The sequence below is a fragment of the Flavitalea flava genome (assembly GCF_054461575.1).
In genome coordinates this window covers 147,102-159,603 of sequence record NZ_JBTLQH010000005.1, presented here as the reverse complement: position 1 = coordinate 159,603, position 12,502 = coordinate 147,102, and the positions used below count along the sequence as shown (strand labels likewise).

At 46.1% G+C, this 12,502-nt stretch carries 12 protein-coding genes; 9 read left to right on the top strand and 3 right to left on the bottom strand.

Going from position 1 to position 12,502, the window contains the following annotated elements:
* The first annotated feature begins 52 nt into the window (after nt 1-52).
* The 6 genes from frr to ACX0G9_RS07620 all read left to right on the top strand — a co-directional run bounded on the left by frr (nt 53) and on the right by ACX0G9_RS07620 (nt 5,293).
* The gene (gene frr / locus ACX0G9_RS07645; RefSeq protein WP_459064282.1) at nt 53-616 is read left to right on the top strand and encodes a ribosome recycling factor; all 564 of its coding nucleotides are present in this window, start codon (nt 53-55) and stop codon (nt 614-616) included.
* Nucleotides 617-887: 271 nt separating this feature from the next.
* Nucleotides 888-1,634, top strand: a complete 747-nt coding sequence (locus tag ACX0G9_RS07640) for a PPK2 family polyphosphate kinase (RefSeq protein WP_459064281.1) — start codon at nt 888-890, stop codon at nt 1,632-1,634.
* A gap of 51 nt (nt 1,635-1,685) precedes the next feature.
* Nucleotides 1,686-2,051 carry a large conductance mechanosensitive channel protein MscL gene (mscL, locus tag ACX0G9_RS07635; protein WP_459064280.1) on the top strand — a complete coding sequence of 122 codons (366 nt, stop codon included), beginning with the start codon at nt 1,686-1,688 and terminating at the stop codon, nt 2,049-2,051.
* A 186-nt stretch (nt 2,052-2,237) separates the two neighbouring features.
* Nucleotides 2,238-3,275, top strand: a complete 1,038-nt coding sequence (locus ACX0G9_RS07630; protein ID WP_459064279.1) for a DUF3078 domain-containing protein — start codon at nt 2,238-2,240, stop codon at nt 3,273-3,275.
* Between the two features lie 170 nt (nt 3,276-3,445).
* The gene (locus tag ACX0G9_RS07625) at nt 3,446-4,540 is read left to right on the top strand and encodes a segregation and condensation protein A (RefSeq protein ID WP_459064278.1); all 1,095 of its coding nucleotides are present in this window, start codon (nt 3,446-3,448) and stop codon (nt 4,538-4,540) included.
* A gap of 39 nt (nt 4,541-4,579) precedes the next feature.
* Entirely contained in the window at nt 4,580-5,293 is a 714-nt protein-coding gene (locus ACX0G9_RS07620) for a pirin family protein (RefSeq protein WP_459064277.1), read from the top strand.
* A 158-nt stretch (nt 5,294-5,451) separates the two neighbouring features.
* Here ACX0G9_RS07620 and ACX0G9_RS07615 read toward each other — a convergent pair whose 3' ends face one another.
* Both ACX0G9_RS07615 and dxs read right to left on the bottom strand, forming a co-directional pair.
* Nucleotides 5,452-6,162 carry a murein L,D-transpeptidase catalytic domain-containing protein gene (locus ACX0G9_RS07615; RefSeq protein ID WP_459064276.1) on the bottom strand — a complete coding sequence of 237 codons (711 nt, stop codon included), beginning with the start codon at nt 6,160-6,162 and terminating at the stop codon, nt 5,452-5,454.
* 100 nt (nt 6,163-6,262) lie between these two features.
* Nucleotides 6,263-8,197, bottom strand: coding sequence for a 1-deoxy-D-xylulose-5-phosphate synthase (gene dxs, locus ACX0G9_RS07610; protein ID WP_459064275.1), 1,935 nt, complete (start codon nt 8,195-8,197; stop codon nt 6,263-6,265).
* Nucleotides 8,198-8,549: 352 nt separating this feature from the next.
* On the opposite strand from dxs, the gene ACX0G9_RS07605 reads away from it, so the two are divergent.
* From ACX0G9_RS07605 to ACX0G9_RS07595, 3 genes are all read left to right on the top strand, one after another.
* The gene (locus ACX0G9_RS07605; protein ID WP_459064274.1) at nt 8,550-9,611 is read left to right on the top strand and encodes a sensor histidine kinase; all 1,062 of its coding nucleotides are present in this window, start codon (nt 8,550-8,552) and stop codon (nt 9,609-9,611) included.
* Between the two features lie 139 nt (nt 9,612-9,750).
* Nucleotides 9,751-10,485 (top strand): LytR/AlgR family response regulator transcription factor, encoded by a 735-nt coding sequence (locus tag ACX0G9_RS07600; RefSeq protein ID WP_459064273.1) that lies wholly within the window; start codon nt 9,751-9,753, stop codon nt 10,483-10,485.
* An 81-nt stretch (nt 10,486-10,566) separates the two neighbouring features.
* Nucleotides 10,567-11,877 carry a M28 family peptidase gene (locus ACX0G9_RS07595; RefSeq protein ID WP_459064272.1) on the top strand — a complete coding sequence of 437 codons (1,311 nt, stop codon included), beginning with the start codon at nt 10,567-10,569 and terminating at the stop codon, nt 11,875-11,877.
* A 19-nt stretch (nt 11,878-11,896) separates the two neighbouring features.
* Here the strand turns inward: ACX0G9_RS07595 and ACX0G9_RS07590 are convergent, their stop codons facing one another.
* Nucleotides 11,897-12,454, bottom strand: coding sequence for a GNAT family N-acetyltransferase (locus ACX0G9_RS07590; RefSeq protein ID WP_459064271.1), 558 nt, complete (start codon nt 12,452-12,454; stop codon nt 11,897-11,899).
* Nucleotides 12,455-12,502: the final 48 nt, after the last annotated feature.

Sequence of the window (12,502 nt, the reverse complement as noted above, 5' to 3'; positions counted from 1 at the left end):
TTTCGGCAACCCCATTGGAAAAACATTAATTCGGTTGTCAATCAAATAATCTATGTCAGAAGATCTAGCCTTTATCCTGGAAGACGCCCAGGAGAGCATGAAAAAAGCACTGAATCATCTTGAGGATGAGTTAATTAGAATAAGGGCAGGAAAGGCCAGTCCACAAATGCTGGAAGGACTTACGGTGGACTACTATGGAAGCGCCACCGCTTTGAACCAGGTGGGGAGCGTATCCGTTATGGATGCCCGGACCTTAACCATTCAGCCCTGGGAAAAAAATATGCTTCAGCCCATTGAAAGGGCCATTATTGCCGCTAATCTGGGGGTCACCCCGCAAAATGACGGGAATATTATCCGGTTATTTATGCCTCCTCTTACAGAAGAACGCAGAAAGGAATTTGTCAAACGTGCCAATGGAGAAGGAGAACATTCCAGGGTAGCTATCCGTAATATTCGCCGGGATGCTATCGAGCAGATTAAAAAACTGCAGAAAGATGGTCTGAGTGAAGACGAAACCAAGGATGCAGAAAAGACCATGCAGGAAATGACCGACAAACATATTGGGCTTGTTGAAAAGCATCTGCTTGCCAAAGAAAAGGAAATCATGTCCGTATAGGTAGGGGCTTAATAGGTGGGGGCATATCAGTGCTTACCAGTTCTCCGCCGGTTTAGGGAGAACCTCGTCCCAACCAGCCAGATTGTTATCTGTCGCCAGGAAGCATGATCTTTAATACTTCTTAATACTCTTCACTCTTCCGTTAGAAAGGGCAAAACTGTACTTATTCCCCATTCCGGTCAGAAAAATGCAAAGAATTCGTGGATGCGGTGTATATGTATAATAATTAATTCTACTTTCGAATAACCATTTTAATTACAAAAAGGGTACCATGGGAAAAATAAAGTTAAAGGACATAGACACCAGGGCCCCGAAGGATTGGGATAAGAAGGCAACAAAAGACAAGCTGGAGGATTTGATAACCGAGCTGGATGAGTTGCAGAACCTGTTATATGCAGAATCAAAAAATTCCCTGTTGGTGGTGATACAGGGCATGGACGCCAGCGGCAAAGACGGTGTTGTTCGTAATGTGCTTGGCAAATTGAATCCCCAGGGTGTTCTGGTCAAATCGTTTAAGGCTCCCACTCCCGAGGAATTGACTCACGACTTTTTATGGAGGGTTCATGTCCATGCGCCTGCCAAAGGATATGTCCAATTGTTCAACCGTTCCCATTACGAAGATATTCTGATTACGCGTGTCCATAAAATGATCGATGACAAGACCGCTTTTAAAAGGATGGACGCCATCAATAACTTTGAGCAGCTGCTGGTTACCCATAACCGTACCAAAATTCTTAAATTTTATCTGCATATATCCCCTGAAGAGCAACGCTCAAGGCTCGAAGAGCGGATAAAGAACCCATCCAAACAATGGAAATACAATGAGAACGATTTTAAAGAGGCCGCTTTCTGGGATGATTACAGGGCGATGTACGAGGATTGTTTTGAGCATTGCAACGAAGTACCCTGGACCATCGTTCCTTCCGACCAGAACTGGTATAAGGAATATGTAATTGCCTCAGCTGTGAGGGATACGCTAAAGGGATTGGACATGCAGTATCCGGGTATTAAAAAGTAATTATTTTTCAGAGATAATACTTCATCACAACTAAAACGATCTAAAATGGGAATGCTCAAAGAATTTAAAGATTTCGTTATGCGGGGCAATGTGCTCGACCTTGCTGTGGCCGTTGTAATCGGTGCTGCATTTAGCGCCATTGTGTCCTCAATGGTGGATAATGTGATAACTCCTCTGTTATTGACGCCGGCGCTTAAGGCGGCAAATTTGCAGGATATCGACAAGCTTGCCTGGGGTGCGGTAAAGTACGGGAGTTTTTTGGCGGCTGTTATAAAGTTCGTTATTATAGCGTTCATTCTTTTTCTGATCGTAAAATTATTTAAAAGCCTGGAAAAGAAAAAAGTTCCATCTGCGACAGAGCCATCCACAACAGAAAAATTGTTGGCCGAGATCCGTGATGAATTAAAGAAAAAATAATTTTCCCCATAAGTTGCCATTCCTCTTGTTATTCTTAAAAAATCCGAACCTTTTTTTAAGAACAGTGAGCGTATATATAATACCCCAATAGCCCGGATCTCTAATGATTGCCCTTTGGCAATGTATTTGATTGATATTTTATGGCCTGGACTTAAAACTTTTTTTTTAGAATTAAACTAGTGTGTTATGAAGAATTTTGTTGCTGCTCATCCTTTATTTCGTATTGGTAAATCAGTGGCCGGAAAACGATTTATCCTTCTTGTATTAACGGTGTCATATATGTCTTTTTTGCAGGCGCAGGACAAGACGGTGCAAGACCTGAAATCTGCATCCGGGAGGTCCATAGACAAAGATCCGAATGATACTACCCCCCGGGTATGGAAGACGGGCGGTCTTTATAATTTGAATTTTAACCAGGCTGCCTTGAGCAACTGGTCGGCAGGCGGAGATAATTCCTCTCTTTCCTTGTCCACCCTGCTGAGCGTGTATGCTTTTTACCTGAAGGGCAAACATTCCTGGGACAACTCACTGGATCTTGCCTTTGGTTTTGTGAACACTACCAGCCTCGGCAACCGCAAATCGGATGACCGTATCGATCTGGTTTCCAAATACGGCTATGATGTTGGCAAAAAATGGTACCTGAGTGCCTTGTTCAATTTCCGGTCCCAGTTTGCCAAAGGATATGATTATCCTACCGCGGATACCAAAGTGCTGACTTCCAATTTCCTGGCTCCTGCCTATGTATTGTTGTCTTTGGGTATGGATTACAAACCCAACGACCGTTTATCGGTATTCCTTTCACCGGCAACAGCCCGTTGGATTATTGTCCAAAATGATTCCCTGGCTTCCGTTGCTGCTTTTGGAGTGGATAGCGGTAAAAATGTTCGTTTCCAGCTGGGCGCTTTTGTTTCCATTAATTATACGGCCAATATAAGTAAGACTGCTCTTTATAAGACAAAACTCGACCTTTTCTCCAATTATCTGCATAACCCACAGAATATCAGTGTTTATTGGACGAATATCCTTGCGGTTAAGGTCACCCGTCTGATCAGTATGAATCTTTCGGTTGATATGATCTATGACAATGACGTCAAGTCGGTTAAAAGTGATGGAACGGCGGGCGGCCCCAAACCCCAGATCAAGGAAGTCATGGGGATTGGTCTGGCCTATAAGTTCGATAACCGGAAAAGGTATATGGCTAAAGCGGTCACCCCGACTAATTAGACGGGAAATCAACGAAGGGCGTTTCCAGGTTGTCCTTCCAGGCTTTCATAGTCTAAAAGATCATATAATAAACGCGAATAACTTGGGGAAAACCAGGGGATACCATAAAGAGATTTTACGGTATTTTCGTGCGTTCGCTACCAATGGATTAATGTGGCGGGTTTCCGATTATGACCAATTCAACGTACCAAATCAAATTACCCCAGTTCGAGGGACCATTCGATCTGCTATTATTCTTTATCGAGCGGGACGAATTGGATATTTATAATATACCGATCAATCGACTTATTCAGGATTTCCTGGCCTATATCCATTCCGAGGCAAAGCTTGATCTTGAATTATCCAGCGAATTCATCCTTTTTGTATCCTCCCTGATGCGGATCAAGGCAAAAATGCTGCTGCCCAGGAAGGAAGTGGATGAGCAGGGCAATGAGATCGATCCCCGTCAGGAATTGATCGATAAATTATTGGAATACAAGCGTTTTAAAGAAGCTGCCGTGACCCTTGCCGAAATGGAGGCTATCCGTCACCTGATGGTACGCAGGGGCAATCTGCAAAAAGAACTTTCACATATCGGAGAGGAGTCGGGGGAAGGCACGGAAATCCAGGCAATCACCCTGTTCAAGCTGATGAAGACCTTTGAACGATTGATGCAGCGGATTCAGCAGCGGCAAAATAAGCCGGTCCATACCGTAGTCAGCTATAATTATACGATGGAAGGCAGCAGGGAATACATGTTGGACATCGTCAAAAGAGAAAAAACCCTTTCATTCGAGAAAATATTCGAAGTCTGCGAGAATCGCCTGCATGCCATTTTTATGTTCTTGTCCATGCTGGAACTTGTGCAGATGAAATACATGAATATATTGATCGGGGAGGGAAGAAATAACTTTATTATCGAACACAATGAAGAAGGGCCTCCTCCGGAAGAAGAATTTGATTATTACATGGGTGATAAGGATGACAACCGTCCGGAACGGAGAAACGATCGCACCGGCGATCGGACGATGAAAGTAAGAAAGAATGAGGGGGAATTGGATTTTGAAGGTTTGGACGCGGGCAGGAAGGTGAACAACAGTTCGGAAAAAAGTGCGGAAGATGATAATGGACCTACGGATCAACTGCAGGATGAGGAAGAAAAAGGAAAAGAGGCAGGTCCGGAAGAGGGGGACGAAGGAATAGTGACCGGCCCCGAAAATGGAGCCGAAGGGCAGGAGGAGGAGAAAGATGAGAAGGAGGAGAAGGATGAAGACAGGAACGACTGAAAAAAAGACTGTAAACGATGTTAAAAGAAAGAGTTTAATATGAACAGCATATTTTATCCTGCTTCGGAAAGAGGACATGTCAACTTCGGATGGCTGGACAGCCATCATTCTTTCAGTTTTGGAAACTGGCACAATGCAGAAAAAGTCCATTTCGGAGCATTGCGTGTATTGAATGACGATGTGGTGAAGGAGGCAAAGGGATTTGATATGCATCCACATGAGAATATGGAGATCGTTTCCATTCCTTTGAAAGGGGCGCTGGCGCATAAAGATACTACGGGTACAGAAGGGATCATTTACAGTGACGATGTGCAGATCATGAGTGCCGGCAGCGGCATCCGGCATTCCGAATACAATGCCTCCCATTACGACCCCGTAAATTTCCTGCAGATCTGGATCTTTCCCAAACAACAGAATATCCAACCCCGTCATGATCAGAAGACATTTGCCCCCGCAGAAAGAAAGGGAAAATGGCAGGTAGTCGTTAGCCCGAAGGCCGAGGAAGGAGGTGTTTGGATCAATCAGGATGCCCGGATGCTCAGGACCCGCCTGGAAGCCGGAAAAGAGATCTCCTTCAGCCCGGCATTCCCCGGTAATGGGGTTTATATATTCGTCCTGGAAGGTGATGTGGAAATCGATGGAAACAAACTGGAAAGACGCGATGCCCTGGGAATTTCCGGCACGGATACTTTTACCATAAAAGCCGGCGCCACTTCGGAGTTACTGGCCATCGAAGTACCTATGTTTGCCTAAAAGAGGCCACGGGCCTCTTGCCCGAAGGGCCATCATTAGATTCGATTGCAGGGAGACAGTATGTCTCCCTCAATCGCTCGCCACCCCTATCAGGCCCGCAGGGCCACCCACCAACCCCTCAACACTCTCACACATCCCCCCGCACATCTTCACCATCTTCAATCAAATATGACCAAAAGGGCCGGTCTCTCCGAACCATCGATCAGCGGTTGCAATCGTTGTAAAAAACCCGGCGCCACCATGGCACATCCGCGGCTATTGCAGATCGGTATAGGATCTGTTTCTCCCTCGGGCACCTGATTATAGGAATGAAGAACTACATTCCGTTCAAAGGCCCGGTTATTGGTCGTGTCCAACCCATATAACTTATAGGCACGACCGAACTGACCCATATAAGGGAACCCTATGCGATATTTACCAAGTGAGGTACAGCTGCTGCCGCTGATATTGGAATAGACGGGGCTTAGGCTGAAGCTCTTGTGGCCACAGCCATGGGCCACTAACCCGGCAAGTAAAATGGAGTCCTTGGAAAGATCATAGACAAAAAAACGGTATTTACCGGAGGGCAGATGCATGTCTGCCAGGAAAACAATTTTTTGATTATATCCGTTACGGGATAAGAAAGGTTTCAGTTCCCTGATTTCCTCCGTTATCCTGGCCGTTTCGGCGTCGGTTTTTGAAAAGGAAGCCATATAAGGGCTGCGGGAATGGGCTGGCCGGTAAAATCCTTTGTAATAATAACAAGTGGCCGGCAGTAAGGCGACCGTTACCAGACCTGCCAGGGTCAGTAAGGAATAACGAAGCCATTTTGCCCGAAGTAGTCCCCGGCCTTGTTCCCGGTGGGGCATTGTTCCGGTTGGATTGTCCATTATAGAATAGGTTGAGTTCAGGCTACCTGAGACGCCTTTCAACGTTCATTCCATAGAAAATAATTGCCCGTAGAAGTTAAAGATTTCCAAAAAAGGCGGATTAGCCCAGCAGCTGGTTGACCCGGATCTTATCCTTCATCATCTCCCTGATGGCGGCGACTATGGATGGGGCATCGAAACCGCATTCATGCTGCAACTCTTTCAGCGTTCCATGTTCGATGATCTGGTCTGGGATACCCAGCATTTTTACAGTCGCTTTATAGTTATGTTCAGCCTGGAATTCAAGAATGGCCGAACCGAATCCACCGACAATGGTTCCATCTTCCACAGTGAGAATCCGGTTATATTGGGCGAATACCTCGTGCAGTAATTCCTGGTCCAGTGGTTTTACAAAACGCATATCGAAATGGGCGGGAGTCAATCCTTCGGCCTTCAGTTCACGGATCGCTGCACTGGCAAAATTGCCCGGGTGACCGATAGTAAGAATGGCGATATCCTTTCCGTCCTTTAATTTTCTTCCTTTCCCGATCGGGATCTCCTGCATAGGCGTTTTCCATTCAGGCATGACCCCTTCGCCCCGTGGATAACGAATGACAAATGGATGGGTAGTGCTATCCAGTTGTGCTGTGTAGAGGAGATTGCGTAATTCGCTTTCATTCATTGGCGCGCTCACGATCATATTGGGTATACAGCGCATATAGGGAATATCATAGGCTCCGTGGTGGGTGGGTCCGTCTTCTCCTACCAAACCAGCTCTGTCCAGGCAGAAGACCACCGGTAATTGCTGGATGGCAACATCATGTATAACCTGGTCGTAGGCTCTTTGCATGAAGGAAGAGTAAATATTGCAGAACACCCGCATTCCCTGGGTGGCCATTCCGGCGGACAGCGTGACAGCATGCTGTTCACAGATGCCAACATCAAAAGCGCGGTCCGGCATTTTTTCCATCATGAATTTCAGGGAAGATCCGCTGGGCATGGCTGGCGTGACACCAAAGATCTTTGGATTTTTTTCTGCCAGCTCGATCAGCGTGTGCCCGAAAACATCCTGGTATTTAGGTGGCTGGGGTGTTTCAAAACGTTTCTTATAGATTTCGCCGGTAATCTTGTCGAAAAGACCCGGGGCATGCCATTTTGTTTGATCTTTTTCAGCCAGGGCATACCCTTTTCCTTTTATGGTCATAATATGAAGCAGCTTAGGCCCGGGAATATTCTTCAGATCATTTAGCGTATCTACCAGTTTGGTGATATTATGACCGTCGATAGGTCCAAAATAACGCAGATTCAGCGCTTCGAATAAATTACTGCTGCGGCTGATAAACCCTTTTATGCTATGTTCGATCTTACTGGCGATATCGCGGCTGAAATGACTGCCTACCGGCAATTTGCCTAGGGCCTTCCAGATATCGTCCTTGAACTTGTTGTAGGTCTGGGAGGTGGTGATATCGGTGAGGTATTCTTTCAGGGCGCCGACATTAGGGTCGATGCTCATACAATTATCGTTCAGGATGATGAGCAGGTCGGTATCTGCTACCCCGGCATGGTTCATGCCTTCGAAGGCCAGTCCTGCAGTCATGGCCCCGTCCCCGATGACAGCTACAGCTTTGCGGTCTTTCTCTCCTTTATATTTGGCCGCCATGGCCATCCCCAGTGCGGCACTGATGGAAGTGGATGAATGCCCTACCCCGAACGTATCGTACTCGCTTTCACCGCGTTTGGGAAATCCGCTCAATCCATTGTATTTGCGGTTGGTGCTAAAAAGGTCACGCCGCCCGGTCAGGATCTTATGGCCATAAGCCTGGTGCCCCACATCCCATACCAGTTGGTCATACGGGGTGCTAAAGACGTAATGAAGGGCTACCGATAATTCAACCACGCCCAGACTGGCCGCAAAATGGCCGCCATGGACACTAACCGTATCGATTATATATTGACGGAGTTCATCCGACACCTGGTGCAATTGCTCTCTGCTTAGGGTTTTGAGGTCATCCGGGGAATTGATCAATTGTAACAGCGGCCCTGGGGTAATTTCCATTGTTTCTACTTTAGCGATGTAAAAATACAGCTTTTAGAGTGGTTGAAATAGAGTTTTTAAGGGTGCTTTCCCCCCCAAAACGTAGGAACGGGGTTATTTGTATATATTCAGGCCTTATCCTTAAAATATACCATTTTCTTAAAAAATCCATAATCCCCGGCCCCTGGGAAGAATACCCATATAAATGGTGTGTTAATTTTCTGTAAATTGATGTTTAAACACTCAGGTTTTCCACCTTTCCGTCAGTTCGTGTATAAAACTGGACCGATGGCCGACTTAAATTCGCCATTAGTACAAAATAAGGGTCGGGGGGAGTCGGAAAGGGGTAGTTTTGGTTCAATTAAATGTGCGTATGCCTAAAAATGCAAGCAGATATTATTGGTGGTGCCAGATCAGCGGCTGGGGTTTTTTGGCTTTGGTGATGGTGCTGTTCTCTTCTACCTTTTTTGATCAGATGATCACATGGAAGTTGATTGGCTTCCTGGCGGCAATCGTGTTCTCCGGTATTCTGACCACCCATCTGTTCAGGGAGGTGCTTCGCCGGTCCGGCTGGTTATTATTACCGGTGGAGAAGGCCCTGCCCAAACTGTTGATCGGTATACTCGTCTGTTGTATGGCCGCCAGCCTGATCCGTATGGGAATTGTCGATGCCCTGGATCTCTCTCCCTCCACCTCCAGGAGAAAGATGGATTTTTTAGCAAGGCTACTTTTTACCACCTTTGACAACGGTCTTTTTATTGTACCCTGGACCCTGATCTACTACTTTTATCATTATATTGAAAAAAGCCGTAAACAGCAATTGGATACTTTGAAACTGGAGGCCCTGGTAAAAGAACTGGAATTAAAAACTATCAAGGCGCATATCAACCCGCATTTCATCTTCAATGCCCTCAACAGCATAAGGGCCCTGATCGACGAAAACCCTGTCCGTGCCAGGGCAGCTATTACAGAGCTTAGCAATATCCTTCGCAGTAGTATGCAGGCCGAGAAGCTGGAGACGGTTACCTTTGAAAAAGAACTTAATATCGTAAAGGATTATCTGGCGCTGGAACATATTCGTTTTGAGGACCGCTTGCAGGTGGAATATGAAATCGATGAGGATACGCTGGATCAGCCGATCCCGCCTATGATGCTGCAGACCCTTGTCGAGAATGCCATCAAACACGGGATCAGCAGACAGGTGGATGGAGGAAAAGTGAAGATCGTTTCGGACTTTAAGGAAGATTTTCATGAGCTGGTGATCCTGAATACAGGCCGGCTTAAGGTAGAACCGAATGGGGATGGTTTTGGCCTGGCCAGTACGAAGAACCGTTTGCAGATCCTGTTCGGCCCGAAAGCAAATTTCGATATCCGTGAAGTGAATGGTAATATGGTTCAGGCAAGTGTTTTGATTCCGGTCGACCTGAGTAAATAGAATTTTTAAAGCCCAAGGGCTCAAATAAAATAGAATCAGCACAAAATTAGGCGGACCACGGGTTCGCCGGCCGAAGGCCCATCATTAAAGGATATTGGGCCCGAGGGATAAATTGTAAAAAGCCCTCGGGCCCAATTTTATGATCAGAGCTATTATTATTGACGATGAGCGTCTAGCCAGGAATGAATTAAAGAAATTACTCCTTGATTTTCCTGAAATCGAAGTCATTGCCGAGGCGGCTAATGCCAGTGAGGGTGCGGAAAAAATTGACAGCCTGAACCCGGAACTGATTTTCCTCGATATCCAGATGCCGGGCAAGACAGGATTTGATATGCTTGCCGAATTGGAGAAAGCGCCAAATGTGATCTTTACTACGGCCTATGATGAATATGCGTTAAAAGCCTTCGAGGTAAATGCGCTGGATTACCTGTTAAAGCCGGTAGAACCAAAGAGACTGGCCGATGCACTGCAAAAGCTGCAGGTAGAAGAGGACAAAGAACCGCTGTCCGATAATACTATTTCGACAAACAGAAGTATTTTAAATGAGCATGACCAGGTCTTCGTGAAGGATGGAGAGCGGTGCTGGTTCGTAAAGTTATCGGATATCCGGTTGTTCGAAAGCGTGGGGAACTATGCCAAGGTTTATTTCGGGCCCAATAAACCACTGATCTTAAAATCATTGAATGCCCTGGAAGAAAGGCTGGATGAAAAAGTATTTTTCCGGGCCAATCGCAAACATATCGTGAATCTTCGCCTGATCGAAAAGATAGAGCCTTATTTTAATGGCGGTTTATTATTGGAAATGAAAGGAGGGGAAAAGATAGAAGTCAGCCGCCGCCAAACCGTGAAGTTCAAAGAAATGATGAGTTTATAAACCGGATAACCTACCTGATAACAGACAGGATAACTGATCGGATAAGCTGATAAGCCTATAAAAAACGTACAACCATCTTCCATGAGAAAAATCCCCTTCCTGGTCCTGTTCATTGCAGGCTGTTTCCATTTATCCGCCCAGCAGAGCGATAAATCCGTTCAGCGGATTGATAAGATCATCAATGCCAAAGCCGTCGAAAACATTGAAAAAATCCTTGCCGCAGACGATATGCGGGGAAGGGCCACTTTTTCGCCGGATATCGACCGGGCGGCAGACTTCATCGAAGCCCAGTTCAAAGCTGCCGGATTACAAACCTTGAACAATAACCAGAGTTACCGTCAGCCTTTCACACAGGTGGACACAAAGATTACGTCCCTGACGGGCAATTTAGATGGCAAGGCGATTCCTACAGGATCGGTTATCGTCGTTTCATCTTTAACCCACCTGGCCCTCGATGAGAATAGCGGATATGAGAAAGCCGTGATCAGGGCAGGGGATAATTTTCAGGAAGTACTCGGCAAATACCTGGGAAAGGAACCGAAGAACTGGTTGGTCCTGATCGATACCTCCTTTTCCAATTACATCGACGCGGTGAGAAATTATGTCAGCAAAAAGACCCAACCCGGCCGCAATACCGTTTTTGTTTTTACGAACGACAATCCTTCGCATTATTCGATAACTGCAGATCAGGAGATCAGGGAATCGAAATTAGCCAATGTAGTGGGAATCCTACCAGGCAAGAGCAGGAAGGATGAATACGTGATCTTTTCGGCGCATTACGATCATCTTGGGGTGGGCAGTTCCGACAGTAAAGGCGATTCGATCTTTAATGGCGCCAATGACGATGCGAGCGGCTCCACTGCCGTGATCATGCTGGCCAGGTACTTTGCCACTTTACACAATAATGAGAGAACCCTGGTTTTCGTAACGTTTACTGCAGAGGAGATCGGTGGATTCGGGTCTCAATATTTCTCCAAACAATTCGATCCCGCCGCAGTCAAGGCCATGTTCAATATAGAAATGATCGGAACGGAAAGTAAATGGGGAACGAATTCGGCCTATTTAACCGGGTATGAAAAAACCGATATGGGAAAGATTCTGGAAAAAAACCTGGAAGGCAGTCAGTTCACGTTCCATCCCGATCCATACCCGGACCAACAATTATTCTATCGATCTGATAATGCAACCCTCGCCAAACAAGGGGTCCCCGCCCACACCCTTTCTACGTCAAAAATGGATTCGGAGAAATATTATCATACCCAGGGCGATGAGATCGGGACCCTGGACATGAATAATATGGCCCGGATCATCAAGGCGATCGCTATCAGTTCCCGTACGATTATAGCGGGTACGGATACGCCTTCCCGGGTAGATGTTTCAAAATTGCGGTGAGTTCAGGAGATGGGGGCTTTCAACGGGCAACGAAGCCTCTGAACACATGGAACTCAACTTCAATTCCGTTCTCGGTCTTGGTTTCTTCCCATTCGAATTCCAGCTTTTGCAACAGTCTCCGGGAGGCAGTATTCTCTTTTTCGAAAACTCCGTATACCATTGGTAGACCAAGATCCTGAACCGCGAAATCCCGCAGCCACCTGGTCAATTCAGAAGCATAACCTTTGTTCCAGTAATCCTTTTTCAATTGGCAACCGATCTGCAACCGGGAACTCTTTCCGATCGGATTTAAATTTACGGCCGCTATAAATTCACCGGTCGTTTTAAGCTGTACGCCCCAGTGATAGCCCGCTCCGGACCGGATCTGCTCAATTTTGATATGTAGAAATTGCTGGTATTGCTCCTCATCCATATCGCGGAGCTTTTTTAAATATTTAAAGGTATCTGTCTCCCTGGAAAGTTCCAGCATTGCCGGAAAATCGCCTTCTGTTAAAAGACTGAGTATGGTTCTTTCTGTTTGCCAGGCTCTTTCACTTTGAGAAGATTCCTCTGTTTGCCCGGGTATATCAATTTGCATCAGATGCATTTAAGTGCTGAATAAAATAAATTTTACAAATGTCTGAGC